The organism is Pantoea sp. SS70 (assembly GCF_029866845.1).
Lineage (GTDB): Bacteria > Pseudomonadota > Gammaproteobacteria > Enterobacterales > Enterobacteriaceae > Pantoea > Pantoea leporis.
The window spans coordinates 1,990,714-2,010,427 of record NZ_CP117199.1 but is presented as its reverse complement, the minus strand read 5'-3'; the positions used below and the strand labels follow the sequence as shown (position 1 = coordinate 2,010,427).

Genomic DNA, 19,714 nt, shown 5'->3' with positions numbered 1-19,714 from the left:
TGTTACTCCTGATCTTGTTTACTACGTAAGAATTCAACGGTGCGGCGAGTCCATTCGGCTTCTCGCTCGCAGGTTACAGCGGCATCGTCTTGCCACGGCAACCAATGTTCGACGATTTGGTTAATGCCTTTATCCGCCGGGCGCACGCTGGCGATCATCCGGTCGTAATCCAGCAAGCCTTCGCCCATCGGGCAGCCGGCGAAGGTAAAGCCGATCCAGCCATCACGGCGCGTGAAGGCAAAGTCTTTGATGTGCAGATTGCCGACGCGCGCGGCGGTGTTGGCAATCACCTGCTCTGGCAGTTCGAGTCCGGCGACACAGTTGGCGGGGTCGAGACACACGCCGAGCCACGGAGACAGGAACTTGTTGATCACTGACATCATCGCGCCGCTGTTCACCTGCTCGTATGTCTCCAGACAGAGACGCACCTGCTGGCGGGCAAAATCCGGCAACACTGCGCCAATCAGCTCGGCGGCTTCGTCAAGCGTGGGGCGGTGATCGGCGGTGTAGAACATCGAGCGTATGACGCGCGCATCAAGGATCTCCGCCATGTGCAGATAACGACGCAGATGCGCAGTGCCGAGGCCGCGCGTGCCGAGTTCCAGCGTGATGCCGAGCGCATCAGCCTGCTGACGCAGCGTCAGCAGCTGTGCGTCAGTCCAGCTTTCAATCGCCGGGTAATCGCAGATTTGAAACACCGACACATCCAGTTCGGCGGTCTGTTGCAGCATCTGCTCCAGCGTCAGCGGATGAGGGACTTTCGATGACATGCGCCAGAAAAAGGCGTAGGTACTGAGTCCGATACGGCTCATTAACGGCGCTCCTGAGCCAGCTCACTGGCTTCATCAATAATTTGTGCCAACGCTTTGGGATCGTGGGCAAAGCGCCCCAGAAACAGGCCATTTACGTCCGCGCCAAGGCGCTGAATCAGTCCCGGACCGGCACTGCCGCCGTAAATGATTTTCAGGGTGATGCCGGGCGGCGTGGCGAGCTGCTGCAATCCGGCGCACACGGCGCGGATGTAGCTGTCCGGTGCCGGTTGCGGCGCACCAATCGCCCACTGCGGTTCGTAGGCAAAGAACACCTCGCCCTTTAAGCCCTGCTGCGCAGACTCGGCCAGCGCTTCGGCCAGCTGCTGCTGACACAGCGCGATTGCCTGCTGCGGTTCTGCCTGCACTTCTTCACCGATGCACAGCACCGGCGTGATGCCGTGACGCAGCGACATCGCCACTTTGGCGGCAATTTGCACTTTGTCTTCGTGAAAATGACGACGGCGCTCAGCGTGGCCAATTTCGGCCAGCGAGCAGCCCAACTCCTGCAACATACTGGCGCTGACTTCACCGGTCCAGGCTCCGTTCTCGGCCTGGCAAACATCCTGAGCGCCGAAGCGCACCGGCGTGTCAGCGAAGATGGCTGCAACCGCCGGAATCGCCGGATAAGCCGGTAACACAAACAAGCCCACGTCGCCGTTTTTCACCGCAGCATGGTCGGCTAATGCCGCTACATCACGACACCATTGCAAGGTTTGCTGATAGCCGAAGTACATTTTTAAACTGACGCCGAGCCAGATTTTTGGCTGAGACATGCTTCAAGCTCCTTGTTCAGAGGCACTGTGTTCTTTTAGCAGATCGCCGACGGTATTGACGATCAATGCCAGCGAAATGGCTCCGGCATCCGGCGTGCCAACGCTTTTTTCTGCCAGCGGACGCGCACGCCCCATTTTGGGCACCAGCTGCGCGGTGTCCTGCGCAGCTTTATCAGCCACCTGCGCCGCCTTCAGCCAGGCGTCCGTTAACGACGCACCGGCGGCAACCGCCTCATTCAGGCTGTCGCTGAACGGCACCAGCACATCTACCATGGTTTTATCGCCAACGCGCGCTTTACCAAAGTGCATAATGCCTTCTTTTGCTTCACGTACGCCGGTGGCCACACGCTGTGCATCTGGTGTCTGACGATCGCCAAGCGCGGTACCCAATGCAGTGAGCGCCACGCCCCACAACGCGCCGGACGTGCCACCGGCTTTGTCGGCCCAGGCATCCGCCGCGCGGCACAGCAAGCTGCCCGCCCCGGCACCGCGCGCAGCGACTTCACGCGCTTTCTCAACCGCGCCCAGCACGCCGCGCTCCATGCCGATACCGTGATCGCCGTCACCGGCCACCGCATCGATATCGCCAAGGCGTTCAGCGTTACGCTGTAACATTCCCGCCACGGATTCGAGTAACTGAAGTACGCGTTTCGCGCTCTCTTGCGATTCCGCGGTGGCTGCTGGCAAGGCTTCTTCCGTGCTTTCAACGCGCTCAGCGGCGCTTAACGGTTCGGCCACCAATACGCTGCCTTTGCGGTACGCTGGCGTATTAGTCGGCGCGCGCCACAAGGTTTCCAGCTGATCGTCCAGCCACATCAGCGTCAGTGACGCACCGGCCATATTGAAGCTGGTGACAAACTCGCCGACGTCCGGCTCAACCACCTGCAGGTTGGCGGCCTCCAGCAGTTGCGCGACGCGACGATAGACAACAAACAGCTCTTCATATTTCACCGAGCCCAGACCGTTGAGGATCACCGCCACGCGCTGACCTTCGGCCTGCGGGATGTCGGCTGGCAATTCATTGAGCAAGCGCTCCACGAAGATCTCGGCCAGCTCATCCGCACTCGGCATGTCGGTCTCTTTGATCCCCGGCTCGCCGTGAATGCCCAGTCCCAGCGCCATGCGCCCTTTTTCCACTTCGAACAGCGGATGCGAAGCGCCCGGCAGGCTGCAACCGGAAAACGCCACGCCAAAGGTACGCGTGCGTTGATTCGCGTGCTGTGCCAGCTGCAGAACCTGCGATAAATCGTGACCCGCTTCAGCCGCGGCGCAGGCGGCTTTGAACACACACAGATCGCCAGCCACACCGCGACGCTTCTCCAGTTCATCTTTACCCGCGCTGGAGATATCGTCGGTCACCGCCAGCACTTCACAGGCGATGCCTTCCGCCCGCAGACGCTCGCACGCCTGGCCAAAGTGCAGCACATCCCCGGCGTAGTTACCGAACATCAGCAACACGCCCGCGCCGTTATGGGCCGCACGCGCTACGTTGTAGATCTGCTGCGCTGATGGCGAAGCGAATAAGTTACCCATCGCCGCGCCGTGTGCCAGACCTTGTCCAACCAACCCGGCGAACGCCGGATAGTGACCGGACCCGCCGCCCACAATCACCGCCACCGTATTCGGCTGGCTGCGGGTGCTGCGCACCACGCCTCCGGCGACCTGACGGACTTTATCGGCGTTGGCGGCGACAAAGCCTTCGATAAGCTCAGCGGCAAAGGCTGAAGGTTGGTTAAACAGGTACGTCATATTAATGCTCCTGAGCTAAAGAGGTCGGCTGAGACGGCGAGCGACGGCGATTAAGTAACAGCATGAGGAACGCGGACAGCAGCATGAATCCACCCACTACAAACATCGGCAAGGCGTAGCTGTTGGTGGCGTCATGCAGCGCGCCGGTGATGTAGCCCGCGGAGAAGCCCGCTACGTTTCCTAAGGTATTGATCAAAGCAATGGCTGCGGCGGCAGACGCGCCGGTCAGGAACTGCGTGGGTAAGGTCCAGAAATTCGGCAGTGCAGCGAAGATGGAGCTGGCGGTGATCGCAATCACCATAATGGTGGTGAACGGCGAATCCATATACAGCGCCAGCGGCACGCTGATGCCGCCTGCCAGCGCTGGAATGGCGATATGCCAGGTTTTGCAACCGCGACGCGTGGCATCTTTCGACCAGAAGAACATCACCACCGCCGCGATCAGGTACGGCACGCCGGTAATCAGCCCTTTCTGCATCACGTTAAAAGTGGTGCCGAACTGCTGCTGGAAGCCCGCGATAATGGTTGGCAGGAAGAACGCCAGCGCATACAGGCCATAAATAAAGCCGAAGTAAATCAGGCACAGCATCCAGACGCGGCCGTTGCCCATCACCGAGCGCAGGCTGTGTTTTTGATGGCCCTGCTTCTGTTGATGCTCGGCTTCCAGTTCGGTGGTCAGCCAGGTTTTCTCTTCGGCGGTCAGCCACTTGGCCTGACGCGGCGAATCCACCAACCAGAACAGCGCGACGATACCAATCAGAATCGCGGGAATCGATACGCCCATAAACATCACGCGCCAGCCTTCCATGCCAAACAGGCCGTGCTGCTGAATCAGGGACGCGGCTAATGGCGCACCGAACACCACCGTCAGCGGCTGGGCAAGATAGAACAGCGACAGGATTTTGCTGCGATGACGTCCCGGCACCCACATGCTGAGGTAGAGAATCGCGCCTGGGAAGAAGCCGGCTTCAGCGATACCCAGCAGCAGACGCAGCGTATACAAGCCTTCCACACTGCTCACCCAGGTAAACAGCAGCGAGACAATGCCCCAGCTGATCATGATGCGCGCCAGCCAGCGACGCGCGCCGAACTTATGCAGCGCCAGGTTGCTTGGCACTTCCAGCAGAATGTAGCCAATAAAGAAGATGCCCGATGCCAGGCCAAACTGCAGCGCGGTGAGGCCGAGGTCTTGCGTCATGCCGTTGGGGCCGGCAAACGAAATCGCGGTGCGATCAAGGAAGTTGATAAAGAACATCAGCGCCACGAACGGCACTAAGCGCCAGGAGATTTTTCTGATGGTGGATTGTTCCACCGCTGTCATTGATGGTTGGTTCATAACGCACCTCCACGACGTGCGTGAGTGATCATTTCTTGATGTGGTGTTGACCAATCGCCAAACAGGCGCTGGCTGCAGGAGTACTGAGAGGTACGGCGTAAATGACACATGTTCGAGTCCTCGATGGGTCTTCTTGTACATTGGTATAGCCATGCGAACATATGAACACTACACGGATAATTGTGCATCTCTCAACTGCAACGCGTGAAAGTGTGAGCAGCCGCATAAGATTTGATTTTGGTCAACTTATCGGATTACTACGCCCATTTGCCGGCGCACAGGCGATTTCAAAGGGTTCTATGAGATATTCAGGCGCGATCCTGATGGCAATTCATATGAACAACCATTGAACATATGATTGATTTTGTGGCAGGCTAACTATGAACATCTTCTCGCCTGCTGAACAAACGTGCAGGCGTCATTGCACACCCTGCTGGAGAACGACGATGAAAACTATCGCAATTGGCGCCGATGATGCGGCTATCGAATTGAAAAATGTGATTAAAAAGCTGCTGGAAGAGAAAGAGTATGTGGTGACGGATTACACCAATGACGCGCAAAACGACCGTCCGATGTATCCGGATGTGGCATTTGCGCTCGCCACCGCTATCCAGAAGAACGAATTTGAGCGCGGCATTCTGCTGTGCGGCACCGGCATCGGCGTGGCGATTGTCGCCAACAAGGTGGAAGGCGTGCGTGCGGCGCAGTGTCATGACACCTTCTCTGCTGAGCGTGCTCGCAAGAGCAACAACGCGCAGATCATGACCATGGGCGCGCGCGTCATCGGGCCTGAGCTGGCGAAGAACATCGTGAATGCCTGGCTGGCATCGGAATTTGAAGGTGGCGGCTCAACCGCCAAAGTAGACAAGATCGGTTACTACGAACAAGTATCCCACGCTAAATAAGCGCCGACGTCGCACCTCTGGAGAACCTTATGTCTACACGCCGGGAAAGAGCCAACGCCATCCGCGCTTTGAGTATGGATGGCGTACAACAAGCCAATTCGGGACATCCGGGCGCCCCGCTGGGCATGGCGGATATCGCTGAAGTGTTGTGGCTCGACTTTTTGCAGCACAATCCACGCAATCCTCACTGGGCTAACCGCGACCGCTTCGTTTTATCGAACGGTCACGGCTCAATGCTGATTTACAGCCTGTTGCACCTGAGCGGTTACGATTTGCCGCTCAGTGAATTAAAAAATTTTCGTCAGCTGCACTCCAAAACGCCGGGGCATCCCGAATACGGCTACACACCCGGCGTTGAAACCACCACCGGCCCGCTGGGTCAGGGCATCGCTAACGCAGTGGGTTTTGCCATTGCCGAGCGCACGCTGGCGGCGCAGTTCAACCGTCCGGGACATGACATCGTAGACCATAACACCTACGTGTTTATGGGCGACGGCTGCATGATGGAAGGCATCTCACACGAAGTCTGCTCCATCGCCGGTACGCTGAAGCTGGGCAAACTGGTTGCCTTCTACGATGACAACGGCATCTCCATCGACGGTCACGTTGACGGCTGGTTCACCGACGACACCGCCAAACGTTTTGAAGCCTACGGCTGGCACGTGGTGCGCGGCGTGGACGGTCACGATGCCGACGCGATTAAAAAAGCGGTGGAAGAAGCCAAAGCGGTTTCCGACAAGCCTTCACTGCTGATGTGCAAAACCGTTATCGGTTTTGGTTCGCCGAACAAAGCCGGTACGCACGACTCGCACGGCGCGCCGCTGGGTGCCGATGAAATCGCGCTGACCCGCAAGCAGCTCGGCTGGAACCACGGTCCGTTTGAAATCCCTTCAGACATCTACGCGCAGTGGGATGCCAAAGAAGCCGGCCAGGCGAAAGAGTCCGCATGGGACCAGAAGTTTGCCGCCTACGCCGCCGCGCATCCGGAGCTGGCTGCCGAGTTCAAACGTCGCGTGAACAATGAGCTGCCGGCGAACTGGGCCAGCGAGTCGCAGAAGTTCATCGAGCAGCTGCAGGCCAGTCCGGCGAAAATTGCCAGCCGTAAAGCCTCGCAGAACGCCATCGAAGCCTTCGGCAAAATCCTGCCGGAATATCTGGGCGGCTCCGCTGACCTCGCGCCGAGCAACCTCACCATGTGGTCCGGCTCGAAGCCAATCAACGAAGATGCGGCGGGCAACTACATCCATTACGGCGTGCGCGAGTTCGGTATGACCGCCATCGCCAACGGTATCGCGCTGCACGGCGGCTTCATGCCTTACACCGCCACCTTCCTGATGTTCGTCGAGTACGCGCGCAACGCCGCACGTATGGCCGCGCTGATGAAAATCCGTCAGATCATGGTTTACACCCACGACTCGATTGGTCTGGGCGAAGATGGCCCTACGCACCAGCCGGTTGAGCAGATGGCCAGCCTGCGCGTGACGCCAAACATGAGCCTGTGGCGCCCGTGCGACCAGGTTGAGTCAGCGGTGGCGTGGAAGTACGCGATTGAACGCGTGGACGGCCCGTCGGCGCTGATCTTCTCGCGTCAGAACCTGGCGCAGCAGGATCGTAGCGCTGAGCAGTTGGCTAACGTGGCGCGCGGCGGTTACGTGCTGAAGGACAGCGAAGGTACGCCAGAGCTGATCCTGATCGCTACCGGTTCAGAAGTGGAACTGGCGGTGGCGGCGTTTGATCAGCTGACGGCGGAAGGCCGCAAGGTGCGCGTGGTGTCTATGCCATCCACCGACGCCTTCGACAAGCAGGACGCGGCGTACCGTGAATCCGTGCTGCCAAAAGCGGTTGCCGCACGCGTGGCGATTGAAGCGGGTATCGCGGATTACTGGTTCAAATACACCGGCCTGAACGGCGCGATCGTCGGCATGACCACCTTCGGTGAGTCAGCGCCTGCGGATCAGCTGTTCAAAGAGTTTGGTTTTACCGTTGAGAACGTGGTTAACACGGCGAAATCGGTTTTGTGATTTGAGGTCGCTAAATAGCGACCCAACAAAATAAAAGGCGGCTCTGTTGAGTCGCCCTTTTTACTCATCGGTGATACGAATGATTTTTTGCGTCATGCTCATGGCGGAATCAAACGGGCCGGTATTGCGCACGATTTTCACCATCAAGCTGGCGCCCACCCACAGCTGATACAAACTTTCCGCTACACGCATAGGTTTGTCATCGATAGACAGCGAACCTTCCTCAACACCCGCTTCTAACGCATCCGCCAGTCGCGCGATAATGCCGGCCGTGCCGGTCTGTAGCGTGCCGCGCATGCTATCCGAGAGATCGGCAACTTCCGCGCCCAGCTTCACCGCCAGACACTTGCCCTGACAATCGGAGAACGATTGCGATTCACGCCACAGCTGCCAGTAATTCATCAGCCGCTGCGCCATCGTCAGGCCCGGCTGGCTCAACGTCGCGTCTAGCTCAGCCAGATAATCATCGAAATAGCGCGCCAGCATATCCACGCCAAAAGCCTCTTTCGAGCTGAAGTAGTGGTAGAACGAGCCTTTTGGCACACCGGCATCGGTGAGGATTTCATTTAATCCGACAGCCGAAAAACCCTTGCCGGCCATAATGCGTTGGCCAGTGGCAAGGATGTGATCGCGGATTTCATTGCTATGCAATTGGGATGTAGTCGTCATAGCGTTAGGTTACCAAATACTAGACCAGTCGTCTAGGCGCTAAGCATGCGTTTACTGCTGCGATAAGGGAGGCGGACAGCGGTTCGCCTCCCGATGCGTTTATTGCGCCAGTTGCTTGATCAACTGTTGCGCCGTCTCTGCTGAAGACGTTGGGTTTTGTCCGGTAATCAGCAAACCATCGCTGACGACATAGGAACTCCAGTCCGCGCCTTTCGAATACAGACCGCCCTTCGCAACCAGCTCGTCTTCCACCAGGAAAGGCACCACCTGAGTCAGGCCGACCGCTTCCTCTTCGCTGTTGGTAAAACCGGTGACTTTACGGCCTGCTACCAGCGGGTTTCCTTGCGGGGTTTTGACGTGGCGCAGCACGCCCGGCGCATGACACACCAGCGCAACGTGCTTATTGGCGGCCAGGAAGCCTTCAATCAGTGCGATAGAGTGCTGATCTTCTGCTAGATCCCACAGCGGACCGTGACCGCCTGGGTAAAACACCGCGTCGAAATCGGCTGGCGATACGCTGTCCAGACGCACGGTGGCGGCGAGTTGCGCGGTTGCTGCTGCGTCAGCTTCAAAGCGATGCGTTTGCTCAGTCTGGAAATCGGGCTCATTGCTTTTAGGATCTAACGGCGGATTGCCGCCTTTCGGTGACGCCAGCGTGATTTCTGCGCCAGCATCTTTGAAGGCGTAGTAAGGCGCGGCCAGCTCCTCCAGCCAGAAACCGGTTTTGCGGCCGGTGTTACCCAATTGGTCGTGTGAGGTTAGAACCATAAGAATCTTCATCATCCATCTCCTGCTTGCTGGGTTTAAACTTCTAAACTAGACCAGTCGTCTAGCGCTTGAATTCAAAGTAACAGCTAATAGACCAGTCGTCTAGAAGTTAATTCATTTTTATTATTGAAATGGTATGCGCTGCTGTTTCTTACCTTTCGATCTGCTTCAGCGTACTCTGTCCCGGTTTGCCCTTTCTCACGGAACCGAAAAAATCATGTCCACCCTACGATTACTCATTTCTGATTCACACGATCCCTGGTTCAACCTCGCAGTAGAAGAGTGTATTTTCCGCCAGATGCCGACAACGCAGCGCGTGCTTCCCACACATCAGCAAGTGAGATTGTGGGAAGTACTACACCCGAATAGGTAATATGCGGGTGTTTACATTAATCAAATCTGAAAACCTCGTTCAAGTCATGATTACCTTCACGCAAAGCTTTGAATCGGAGAAAAATGCTTTTTATTAATTTATCACTCTCAAAATAAAGTTCATTCACACCTTTTAAACTTTCAGTCGTGGCATACTCAAGTGTTGTCACAAAAGATACACACTGTTATCGCTTGATCCTTGTTATACCAAAAATGCTACACTGTGATTTTTCTTAACATTGTATTGCAACTGCATGTAATATATGAGCTTCACAACAAGGAGAAAGTGATGACTACAGAAGATTTCGAAAAACTATACCCTCGTGAGCTATATCAGTATGTTCAGACGGCTAGAAGAGAAAAAGGTCATTTGGGACAAACTGAAATTTACTCATATGACATAGTTGATATTGCTACAGGTGAAACGGTTCACAAAGCAACCTATACAGACCATATGAACGTGAACGGGTTCGCCACAAGTAAGAATTGGGAATAAAAAAAGCCCACATTGTGGGCTTATTTGTTTTTATTAAACTTGAAAATATCGAAAATGGTTGGTCTATCTTCTTCCATTTTTGATACAAGATTAGTTAGACGAAGACGTAAAAAATTAACTTTTTCCATTTCTGATGCAATGTTTTCTAATTGTGTAATATGTATCCTATTAATATCAAAATCCTTAAAATCATGATTTTGTACTTCAACATCTAATTGTGGAAGATAGATAGAACTTATGATTCCAAGACAGAACGATGATTTAGCTAGAAATTGTTGAACCGTTTTCTCAATCTCTCTAAAAATATCATCATACTTTCCGTTAAACTTTATATTCAGTATATACAAACTATACATTGATCTTTTCACATTACTAAATGATGCATCAATTTCATTATGGTTTTTCATCGCTAACCAGTACACTGAATACAACTGCTCAAAATGTTTAACTTGAAGTTTATCAGTGCAAACTATGTTAGAAATTTGGCTACTAAGAAGACTATAGAAAATCCTATACTTCAGTGAAAAGAATAAGTGATGAAGATCATCTATCATAAATTTTATAGATAACTCAAAAGATTTATGCTTTGCGAGTTCTGATTTCCAATCTCTTGCAACCATCAAACCGGTGATTGCAGCACTCGCCATAATGATATTAGCACTAGCACTGATCCAATCAGTACTCTTAGTACTAGTAAACTGCCCAGGAAAATGACGATAATAAACGATGACTAAAAACGCCAGAAGCATCACTGAAACTAAAACCACTAAAATCTTTTTCATAGCATCCCTCTCAAAAACCTCATTAAACTACTGAAGCTATAAAAATCAACTACCTCATAATGCATTTTATGGTTTTGTAAGGAATAATTGGTGTTATAGATTGATGACCTTCTTAATGGAAATTATATTAGTTACCGCTAACCAGAAGAATAATAATTCTGATTATATCGCTTAGTGGGAATGAGAATAACACAATACCAAAGTAGTCTAGGATCGGTAAAATGATGTAGTTTTTCGGTTGCTGAACTGGATGCAAATGCAAAGTTAGCAGGATCATTAGCCATGATCCCAAAGCTGATTGATTGTAGTACTGTCGTCTTGAGCAACTGACTACATGACATCAAAATTATTTTCTTAGTACTTCTAAGTTGAGCCATGTCGATAGGCTCACATTGAAAATTAAATGGAACCCATGGTAGGCCCATACTTGGCCCATCTACCCAACGTACTGGAGCATCTGGAGACTTTAGCCATTCACTCGTTTTCTGAATCTTCGAAGGTTGAATCGTCTTCTGTGCTTTCTGTAGTATCGTCGTTAGTTTCTTCTGGTTGTAATTCATCTTCTAAGATTTCCATATCTTCAGGTAGGGTAAATTCCATTTCACCCAAATCGTATAATTGTTGATCTATTGCAGTACGTAATATGTCACGTAAATCTTTTGCATCTTCCTGTGCAAATAATTCAAGGTAAACTTTATTAGGAATAGTTCTTGAGTTTTTCTTTATCTGGAAAAGATATTGAGTAAGAATGTGTTCTACATAGATGGTACTGATAACTGTTTCACGTTTTTCTGCTAATTCGATTTCTGCAAGTTCTTTTTCAGCAGATAGTTTTGCGAAACGTTCACGATCCATCTGATCTTTAATATCACCATTACGTAATTTATTAATGATGTTGTCACGAATTCATTTATAGATTTCTTCCTTAAACTTTGTACAGTCCAGTCCTTCGGCTACCCATGTACGCGAAATTACTGAAACGTCATAACCATATTGTTTACTGAGTTCTGAATAGCTTATTGTTAGTTTAGCCATTATGATTTATTCCTTTTATAGTACTGATCAAAATGATTGAGTTAAATCATTTGAGTGTTGTTTTTGATTTATTTAAATCAAATATATTTAAAATTAATCGGTGTCGAAAGCTCGCACTGGGGGCCATACCGGGGAGGAACCATTGCTTTTTGAATGATTCCATGTGAAATGATCGCAAATGAATTGATTATGCGTAAATGGTTGATAGTAATGGCATATTATTAATGAATCGAGCCATCTAAGGTGCTCACCTGCCCTGTCATTACATGATGAGTACAGACAGGTGAGTAGCAGGGTTGATTAGATGATTGAATACAATCACTCTAAGTTGAAAGGCAGATGTTCGTAACCAATACGTACACGTATTTGGCCCGAGCTATCCTATACTTCAATGACACGGCGGTCATAGTGATAGTGGAACTCTAAATCATTTCCTACTGGCTTAATGGTGATGCGGGTTGATTCCTTTGCTGCAATAGCACGTTGATCATTGGTATGGTGTATATGACTAATCATTGTCTCTAAATCCTTCTGTGAGTTGATAAAGTCGCCAGTACTCTATTGGCTGTCCATCTATGGAACTGTCATTGATTAGCTCAATGATCATATTTTGTAGCATATCAAGGTTTACTCTCTCACTACCCCTGTACTGGTCAATGGAATTCCAATGGTAATTACTACGGCCTATGCTGTAGCCACGTTGGTAACGAACTGTAATGTATTTATACTTGGCAGTGATTGAGTAGACATCTATCAACAGGCTATACCCATCCGTAACCACTATCCGAACCGATAACAGAACATGACTACGGGAATGCTCATAGCCTGTCTCATGCCCATCTGTAATGGTTGTAGTGCCTTTGGTGAAGTTTAAGTAGACAATCATTTTGAATACCCCATGTAGTTGTTATATGGGTATTTATTTTTGTTCTGGATCTTTTAGAGAGGGAGTTGCCTTTCTAAGCAGTTCATGTATAAAGTATTATTATCATTTCTACTTGAGAGGGATTTCATGGATATCTTTCAGTTTTTAGATAAAAATATAGCTGTATTATCAACTTTAGCAGCCACTGTAATTAGTACTGGAGCCACTGTATTAATTCAGAAGAATAGTAATAAAAGTAAACTTAAGGAAATGGCACACCAAACCACTCTTAAAATAAAAGAGCAGGAATATAACGAAAAAAAGAAAGTATTAAATGAAATGCTTAGTTTTCTTCAAATCCTAAGTCAGCCAAGCAATTTTTCAGTGCATACAACACAAGAAACTGGAACATCAGTCATGTTAGCTTCAAGAGAACTAATTACAAAGGAGTTAAGTAAGTTCTATGTTAGCTATTCAATATTCCTGGAAGATAAATTACACGATTATTTGAATAAATTAACTGATGCCTTAATGAAATTAGAAGAAAAAGATTTTGATTTTCACCGCCAGCAAAAAGATACTTCGTCTCCTTCATATGAGGATAACCATTTGACATTTTGTTGTGCTGCTGCGGTTAGAGTTCTTATTGAAATTCAAAATTTCAGACAAGCACTTCGTGATGAACTTGCTTCTGCTAAGGTGATGTAATGGCTTGGTATGACTTAACAGGTACGATTGCTGATTGGGTAATGGCGGGTGCTGCTGTATATGCTGCATGGAATGCGAGAAGTTGGTTTTCACAAAGGTCTCATACTAAAGGCTTCGATAAAGCAGAAGAGATATTAGCTTCTATTGATGAACACAATATAAAGACAATAAATGAAGTTAATATAATACATTCAAGCTTTTCATTATTTGATGATATAAAACAAACTCGTTCAGCACCTCTTAAAAACGCACATTTCGAATATGCTGAAAATCAGTTAAAGCATAAAAACACTGTAACATTAATTCAAAACTTGATTAATGACCTGATTTGCCTTGAGCGTTGGGCTATAAAAGTTTCAAATCCAGGTGACATTTTGGATGTAACAAATAATTTAATTGATATGCATTCATCTGCCGCACATTTCTATGCATCTTGTGATTCATGTCTTTATCAAATACATTATGTTGGTTGGGTTGATTTTGATAATCACTTTAAAGTGATCAAAAGTAATTACGACGATTACCTTTTGGCCTTAGCAAATTTAGACAGGGCGTATAATAAATTCAAAGTGCAAAGATTCGACCATTTCTTTAAATTACAATAAAAAAAGCCCCGAACCACGAAAAGTTTGCAGAACAATTCCGATAATGACGGTTCTGGGCGATTTGGTGTATAGTACATCTAATTATCACTGATTGGAACTCCAACATGGAAGATTTTATTAAAGTCAGAGAAAAAGACACAGAGTATTTAACTTTATTACTTGATAAAGATATTAAAACTGATGCAATTCTTGCGAGTTTCAAAGATGGTAAATTGAATGAGTCAATCGATTATTTAAAAATAAAAGAAGCTTATGCTAAAGCACATGATATTCGTAAATTTGAAATTGAACTTTACTGGAAAAGAGCAAATTATTTCTGGCTTTTTATGACGGCCCTATCCGGTTTGATAGGATTCTCACTTAATTCTGAAAACCATTACGTTCAGGTTTTAAGTCCGGCTCTATCCATAGTTGGTTTCATTTTGGGTTTGGCTTTTTTTTGTGCAAACCGAGGAAGTAAATTCTGGCAGGAAAATTGGGAAAAGAACTTAGATAAACTTGAATACTACATATCTGGTGACTTATACAAAATAACTGCAAAAATAAACATCCTTAAACCTTCTGTAAGCAAAATAAACTCATATATTGCAAAAATAATTTGCTTGCTTTGGATCGTAATTTTCATATTTACTTTGTCCTTCATCGTTTCGACACTTAAGAGTGAAAGTGACAGTTTCTTATTAATTATAACGTATACAATTTTTTCTATAATTGTTCCAGCTTTTGTATGGAGTAAAATAAAGGATTCAAAGATAGAATCGTCTAACCCTGAGTTTTACAAAAGATGATAATTACTTATGCACCAACTTGCCCCATCATGGGGCAAGCTTAGTAATTATTTCACTGTGCCAACAACTTCAATTAGAAATTCATTGAAGTTGTCGAATACACCAAATACGTTCTCTGTTGCGGCATTATCTCTAATCTCGAACAAGTTAGTTTTGTTATCATATGTGAATAGTGAAATACTATCGTTGCCTATGACCAACCTTTGAGCCAAATCAGGATTAATGAAATCATCGTTATCCCTGTAGAAATCATTCATGACAAATAGGTTTTTGTCCAAAGGTTCAGGTACTGAAAGACTATAAAGAATCAGTCCATTGTATTCGAAACCATCCATAGTTTTCAGGAAAGTAAAATAGTCAGGTTGATTTACTAAGAGAAAACAAAGCTCGTCACCCAGTTTTTTAAGCATTGGAGTAGCGAGCGAATCAGGTTTACGCTTCGTAATACTATCTACAAATGCTTCATTAATTGGTGCTTCTACTGGGTTGCCCCATTTATCCATCATGTCTTGCAATTCGATTAGAATATCACTGGTTTTCATTATTTAATTCCTTTCAAATTATTTTAATGGATAAATTGAGCCTTTAGGCACTGCCCAAGGTGTAACTCGGCTTTCGCCTGCAATCATTCCCCTGGTTGCTGAAGACTGCATATTTGTAAACACCTTATGATATGGCTCATTTTGAATCAATGTTAGATTATCAAAGGCATTGGTACCACCATCATCTAGGGGTAATTTGTGGTGAACACTCCAGCCATTTGGAACACCCCCTTCTTTCATACGAAGTAAGTCGGATGAACTAAATGTATTAGCAGCATCTTGAGTACTTGATAGTTTATTGACGAAGTTTTTTCTCACAGTGCTGTTAAATTCTCTTCTCAGTACTGCTACATCACTCGGATCTCGTTTAACGTAAGTGATGTCTTTAATTTCAATGCCATCAAGAAATTTAGATTGGCCTCTTAGCTTTCCAAGATAGCTACTCATTTCTTCATAGCTTGTAGGGCGTCTTGCTAGAAGTACTGAGGCGGCTGCTATTGCTGTACCTGCCGTTGTTTCGTTTAGTACTTGGTCATAACCCTGTAAGGCTTCACCACCTAACTGTTCCGCAGTCTTCCTGAAGCCCTCAATGTTGCCATTATAAACACCACCCGCTGCTAACAATCGACCTGCTGCTTTGCTATTGATGGTTTTTCCAGCTTGGGCATGTTGCACTGGTGCATCACTGGGATTGAATCTTTGAGTGGGTTTTGGCTTTCTGCCATTGTGATTTAATAGTACTTTCTCATATGTCTCACGAACTCGCATTTCAAACCATTCATGCCAGTGATCCATAAAGCAGTCGTAAACAAGATCACCATCCTCATTGAATGAGAAAGCATGTTTGTAATGATTCCATTGTTCAATATCACCAATGCCGATAATCCATGCACTGTCTAGGTTATGCTGGGTATTGTCATAAACTGGATCATACATATCTGAACGTTTACGAGTATATTCGCTCGATGTTAAGGGATTCACACCATTTTTTCTTAATGGGACATCATGCCCACTTTGAGTACCGTTATATTTCTGGTAGTCTAATTCGTAGTATATCTTAGCTGCTTTAAATGCCATGTATGGCGATAATATGTACTGGAAATCTTGCGGTGCAAGCTCTCTCTCAGCGTCCCAAATTCTGATCAATTTGAAATCTAACATCCAATCCCCTTTGGTTATGTGTATTCCTTCACGAAAATATTATCTTACGCTTTCTTAAAAAGAAACATCTCAGTAATGTAAATTCAATCTTAATCCACGTGATGCATTATAAAATAACCTTATATAATACAGTAAATTTGTAATTTATTTTTATCCTTAAGAGTTCTACGTATTCCATTATTTCCACTTTAAACCATTGTCGCGTGATTCTCGGTCAAAGATTTCTTTTACTACATCGAGTGTGATTCTCTCTGGGGAATCCCAATCCAGTACTATATTGAACGCTTCACCTTCAATATAGTACTGGATTTCTTCACCGACTTTATGTACTGCAAATCGGCCTACAGTGATCTTATCTAACATTTATTTTCCCTATTTCGTAATGGTTCAATTTCTCCAGATGTAATTAATAAATCATGACTGCCCAACAGTAAGGGCTTAAACAGCCCGATTCCCGATAAGGAACGAAGTGACGCGTAGTTACTCACGAAGACGAATACCCAAATCATTTTGTCAGTACTATCAAATGACCGAGCAAAGCGAGAAACGAACACGGCGTTTTTTGAGGTAGTTTTACTGCCGAAAACACGCGAGTTCTGATCTAACAATTTAGTTTATAGAGACTAACGAGCGAAGCGAAGTTAGGCTCTCAGAGACTGAATAGTCAGTAAGTCCCCTATTCCTGAATTAATAATATCCAAATAAGGTTGCGGGCATACGCGATATTTCAATTTGTACCGCCACATTATCGACATAGCGCAGGCGGGAAAACTCCCAGATAAATGCGTTGTCGTTAATGGCAAATATCTGTTGCTCATCACTATCGGGGCGCCTTTTACGCAGGCTAAGTGAGCGGTAATGCATCTGATCAAAGCGCTTTTCGGTGATCGAATTATAAACCAGCGGGTTATTACGTACCGTTTCATTAATCCAGATACCTGATCCCTGCACGATACGTACCGCGCCGATACTCACCAGTTTCTCCAGCGCCTGGCGGATAGTGAAACGCGATACGCCATATTCTTCGGCCAGCTGGCGTTCAGGCGGTAATTTGCGCGGCGCGGAGGTATCTTCCTGATAGATCTTGCTCAGCAAATCCTGGGTAACGAACTCTTTCTTTTTCATTGAATTACCCTCCTCCGGTGTTTTATCCGCAGATGATAGCACGATGTTATATGGAGGAAGGGTTAGGTGCCCATGAATGGCGGCTCTACAGGCTTTTCTGCACCAGAAACGCAATCAGCGTTGCATCCCGCTCGCCCATCAACGCTGGCAAAGCCTTGTTATCGCTGACGGAATCGCCTTTGTGCAACCGTTCATTATCCATACGCACAATGCCGTCCAGCACGCTGACCCAGCTGGAAAAGCCTGCACGCTGTGGCACATCCACCTGTTTGCCGCGCTCCAGTTTCAGGTCATAAATGTATACCGCCTGATTCAGCGCCAGCGGCGCCTCGCTGCCGTGCGGCCCTGCCAGTAACGTCCACGCGTTTACTGCCGCACCGTCCGCGCGGGTAAAGGTATTGACCTGCGGCTCACCGCCGGTTTGCGCTGGATTAATGGTGGCCTGCAACATCTCGGTTTCGATAAAAGGCGCAGACTCGGCAAAGCGCATGCCGCTACCGGCACTCAGCAGCAGCGCGCGTTTGGCGTTAAGGGAGTGCGTTTCACCCTGCTCGGTGCTGTGCAGCAGCGAACCGCGCCAAACGTAGCTGAAAATCTCGCTATCCTGATGAGAATGCAGCGGGATAGTGGCATCCAGTTGCAGCGTCATTTGGTCGACAATCGCCAGCGGTCCAAACGCTTCACCGGGACGCTGACGGCGAATGGAAAAAGGACCATATTCAAACAGCTGATCGCGTTGGGCGCGCAGGATGTTCATGATGTTATTCCTTGATGATTTTTTCTGTCCACCATCATAGAGGTCTGAAAAATCATGAACAGCAGGCAAAACTGCTCGCTTAAATCAAAAAAACTGAACAATGCTAAAGCGCCGAAATAATCAGGTTGGGTTAATGTTTTTATTCATCGCCAGTACAGCTTTAATTGCGTAAAATAGCCGCTTTATTCTGCGAGTGTAATAATCATGAACCGAAGCGAACAGATCCTGGCCGCCGCCGAGCAATGCATGCGGCTGAAGGGCTTTCACCAGACATCGATTCAGAATATTGCCAGCCAGGCCGACGTCAGTATTGGTTTAATTTATAAATACTATAAAAACAAAGAGGCGATCATTGAGGCATTAGTCACCAATGTAGTGCAGCGGATGATCACGCTACTCAATGCCGACTTTGAACGTATCGCGCATATGAAAGGACATTATCACGAAGCGGAAGATATTGTGCCGGCGGCAGTGGAAAACAGTATTATTCTGCTGATGGAAGTGTCATCTGAAGCCACGCGTAATAATCGCATCCAACAAATCATGCTCGATGCCTGGCATGATCTTAAAAATAATTTTATTGCTCAGGAGCAGACGCTGCACCCCGAGCAGGACGCCAATGCCATTCACACCCGCTTATATGTGATGTCGCTGATTATTGACGGCATTATTATTCGCCGCTGCATGAAGCAGCGCGATATGGCGTCGGGCTTTATGCCGTTTTTCAATGCGGTGGTGAATGATGTCTATCCGCACGGGGCGGTGTAAATTCAGCCGAACAGATGCTGGCTGAGAACGCCGTTCACCCGCTGCATTTCACGTTGGTCCAGGTCGCTATCGACGAAGGCGCGACAGGCGACGCCATCGACCAGCAGCAATAAAAATTGAATGCGATTGGCGCGCTGTGTTGGATCGATATCAGGTTGTTGCGCGCGAAAAATAGCCGCTAACTCAGCAAGTAATAATTGCTCCTGCTGGGCCAGAATGGTACGCACCGATTCATTACGCGACGCCTCAGAATACATTTCCAGTAATAATTTCCGGTCCTGACTCGGCCAATGCTGCCAGAATGGCGAATCAGCGTTGATAATATCCTGAGTCGATTGTTGTGCGGGCAAATGTTGTATTAAAAACAGGCGCCAGTTCTGCGCGATGCTTTTTATTGTTTCCATTACAATAAGTTCTTTACTGCTAAAGTATCGATATATCTGTCCTGCCCCTAACGCAGATTCGCGGCTAATATCCGCCATGCTGGCGCCATGAAATCCGGATCGACTAAAACAGACTTTCGCCGCAGAAATCACCTGCTGCTGACGCTGTAAGAGAAAATCGTCATGTTCAGAGTGACTCACATTGGCTCCGAAAAAGAATTTATCGTTTTAATCCCGTCATCATACGTGATGCGTTTCCGGTGAGAAACCCAGACAATGTTTCCAATTCTTGCT

The 19,714-nt window shown here is 48.0% G+C and carries 20 protein-coding genes and 2 pseudogenes; 8 read left to right on the top strand and 14 right to left on the bottom strand.

The window, feature by feature from the left end; genetic code table 11:
* Positions 1 to 2 precede the first annotated feature (2 nt).
* The 4 genes from PO881_RS09370 to PO881_RS09355 are packed head-to-tail and all read right to left on the bottom strand — an operon-like array spanning position 3 to position 4,670.
* Positions 3 to 812, bottom strand: coding sequence for a TIM barrel protein (locus tag PO881_RS09370; RefSeq protein WP_210080639.1), 810 nt, complete (start codon positions 810 to 812; stop codon positions 3 to 5).
* Complete coding sequence (locus PO881_RS09365) at positions 812 to 1,585, bottom strand: triose-phosphate isomerase family protein (protein ID WP_101764429.1); 774 nt, start codon at positions 1,583 to 1,585, stop codon at positions 812 to 814. Before PO881_RS09365 ends, PO881_RS09370 begins: the two co-directional genes overlap by 1 nt.
* 3 nt (positions 1,586 to 1,588) lie before the next feature.
* Positions 1,589 to 3,334, bottom strand: a complete 1,746-nt coding sequence (locus PO881_RS09360) for a dihydroxyacetone kinase family protein (protein WP_280172820.1) — start codon at positions 3,332 to 3,334, stop codon at positions 1,589 to 1,591.
* A gap of 1 nt (position 3,335) precedes the next feature.
* A complete protein-coding gene (locus PO881_RS09355; RefSeq protein ID WP_101764431.1) occupies positions 3,336 to 4,670 on the bottom strand; it encodes an MFS transporter in 1,335 nt (444 codons plus the stop codon).
* Between the two features lie 446 nt (positions 4,671 to 5,116).
* Between PO881_RS09355 and PO881_RS09350 the strand changes: the two genes are divergently transcribed.
* Together PO881_RS09350 and tkt are read left to right on the top strand one after the other, a co-directional pair.
* Positions 5,117 to 5,575 carry an RpiB/LacA/LacB family sugar-phosphate isomerase gene (locus PO881_RS09350; RefSeq protein ID WP_101764432.1) on the top strand — a complete coding sequence of 153 codons (459 nt, stop codon included), beginning with the start codon at positions 5,117 to 5,119 and terminating at the stop codon, positions 5,573 to 5,575.
* Between the two features lie 29 nt (positions 5,576 to 5,604).
* A complete protein-coding gene (tkt, locus tag PO881_RS09345; protein WP_280172819.1) occupies positions 5,605 to 7,596 on the top strand; it encodes a transketolase in 1,992 nt (663 codons plus the stop codon).
* A 60-nt stretch (positions 7,597 to 7,656) separates the two neighbouring features.
* Here the strand turns inward: tkt and PO881_RS09340 are convergent, their stop codons facing one another.
* Positions 7,657 to 8,265 carry a TetR/AcrR family transcriptional regulator gene (locus PO881_RS09340; RefSeq protein ID WP_280172818.1) on the bottom strand — a complete coding sequence of 203 codons (609 nt, stop codon included), beginning with the start codon at positions 8,263 to 8,265 and terminating at the stop codon, positions 7,657 to 7,659.
* A gap of 99 nt (positions 8,266 to 8,364) precedes the next feature.
* Complete coding sequence (locus PO881_RS09335) at positions 8,365 to 9,045, bottom strand: type 1 glutamine amidotransferase domain-containing protein (RefSeq protein WP_192411975.1); 681 nt, start codon at positions 9,043 to 9,045, stop codon at positions 8,365 to 8,367.
* Positions 9,046 to 9,250: 205 nt separating this feature from the next.
* Here PO881_RS09335 and lplA point away from each other — a divergent pair.
* Both lplA and PO881_RS09325 read left to right on the top strand, forming a co-directional pair.
* A pseudogene (lplA, locus tag PO881_RS09330) lies at positions 9,251 to 9,355 on the top strand (lipoate--protein ligase LplA); the annotation flags it as partial.
* Positions 9,356 to 9,694: 339 nt separating this feature from the next.
* Positions 9,695 to 9,901: a hypothetical protein gene (locus PO881_RS09325; RefSeq protein WP_280172817.1), complete on the top strand. Its 207-nt coding sequence runs from the start codon at positions 9,695 to 9,697 to the stop codon at positions 9,899 to 9,901.
* A gap of 20 nt (positions 9,902 to 9,921) precedes the next feature.
* Here PO881_RS09325 and PO881_RS09320 read toward each other — a convergent pair whose 3' ends face one another.
* The gene (locus PO881_RS09320) at positions 9,922 to 10,683 is read right to left on the bottom strand and encodes a hypothetical protein (RefSeq protein ID WP_280172816.1); all 762 of its coding nucleotides are present in this window, start codon (positions 10,681 to 10,683) and stop codon (positions 9,922 to 9,924) included.
* Positions 10,684 to 11,157: 474 nt separating this feature from the next.
* Positions 11,158 to 11,538, bottom strand: a complete 381-nt coding sequence (locus tag PO881_RS09315) for a hypothetical protein (RefSeq protein ID WP_280172815.1) — start codon at positions 11,536 to 11,538, stop codon at positions 11,158 to 11,160.
* 1,192 nt (positions 11,539 to 12,730) lie between these two features.
* Between PO881_RS09315 and PO881_RS09310 the strand changes: the two genes are divergently transcribed.
* The 3 genes from PO881_RS09310 (at position 12,731) to PO881_RS09300 (ending at position 14,684) form a co-directional block, all read left to right on the top strand.
* Positions 12,731 to 13,291 (top strand): hypothetical protein, encoded by a 561-nt coding sequence (locus tag PO881_RS09310; RefSeq protein ID WP_280172814.1) that lies wholly within the window; start codon positions 12,731 to 12,733, stop codon positions 13,289 to 13,291.
* Positions 13,291 to 13,896 carry a hypothetical protein gene (locus tag PO881_RS09305; protein WP_280172813.1) on the top strand — a complete coding sequence of 202 codons (606 nt, stop codon included), beginning with the start codon at positions 13,291 to 13,293 and terminating at the stop codon, positions 13,894 to 13,896. Before PO881_RS09310 ends, PO881_RS09305 begins: the two co-directional genes overlap by 1 nt.
* Before the next feature lie 104 nt (positions 13,897 to 14,000).
* Positions 14,001 to 14,684, top strand: a complete 684-nt coding sequence (locus tag PO881_RS09300; protein ID WP_280172812.1) for a hypothetical protein — start codon at positions 14,001 to 14,003, stop codon at positions 14,682 to 14,684.
* A 47-nt stretch (positions 14,685 to 14,731) separates the two neighbouring features.
* On the opposite strand, the gene PO881_RS09295 is transcribed toward PO881_RS09300, so the two are convergent.
* From PO881_RS09295 to PO881_RS09275, 5 genes and pseudogenes are all read right to left on the bottom strand, one after another.
* Complete coding sequence (locus tag PO881_RS09295; protein WP_280172811.1) at positions 14,732 to 15,226, bottom strand: YrhA family protein; 495 nt, start codon at positions 15,224 to 15,226, stop codon at positions 14,732 to 14,734.
* 18 nt (positions 15,227 to 15,244) lie between these two features.
* Positions 15,245 to 16,387, bottom strand: coding sequence for an HNH endonuclease signature motif containing protein (locus PO881_RS24100; RefSeq protein WP_348273500.1), 1,143 nt, complete (start codon positions 16,385 to 16,387; stop codon positions 15,245 to 15,247).
* Positions 16,388 to 16,564: 177 nt separating this feature from the next.
* Positions 16,565 to 16,750, bottom strand: a complete 186-nt coding sequence (locus tag PO881_RS09285) for a hypothetical protein (protein WP_280172810.1) — start codon at positions 16,748 to 16,750, stop codon at positions 16,565 to 16,567.
* Positions 16,751 to 16,999: 249 nt separating this feature from the next.
* A pseudogene (locus PO881_RS09280) lies at positions 17,000 to 17,512 on the bottom strand (GntR family transcriptional regulator); the annotation flags it as partial.
* An 85-nt stretch (positions 17,513 to 17,597) separates the two neighbouring features.
* Positions 17,598 to 18,269 carry a pirin family protein gene (locus tag PO881_RS09275; RefSeq protein WP_280172809.1) on the bottom strand — a complete coding sequence of 224 codons (672 nt, stop codon included), beginning with the start codon at positions 18,267 to 18,269 and terminating at the stop codon, positions 17,598 to 17,600.
* A gap of 204 nt (positions 18,270 to 18,473) precedes the next feature.
* On the opposite strand from PO881_RS09275, the gene PO881_RS09270 reads away from it, so the two are divergent.
* On the top strand, positions 18,474 to 19,037 hold the full coding sequence (locus PO881_RS09270; protein WP_217546678.1) for a TetR/AcrR family transcriptional regulator: 564 nt from the start codon (positions 18,474 to 18,476) through the stop codon (positions 19,035 to 19,037).
* A 2-nt stretch (positions 19,038 to 19,039) separates the two neighbouring features.
* On the opposite strand, the gene PO881_RS09265 is transcribed toward PO881_RS09270, so the two are convergent.
* Positions 19,040 to 19,621 (bottom strand): TetR/AcrR family transcriptional regulator, encoded by a 582-nt coding sequence (locus tag PO881_RS09265; RefSeq protein ID WP_222182904.1) that lies wholly within the window; start codon positions 19,619 to 19,621, stop codon positions 19,040 to 19,042.
* Positions 19,622 to 19,714 lie beyond the last annotated feature (93 nt).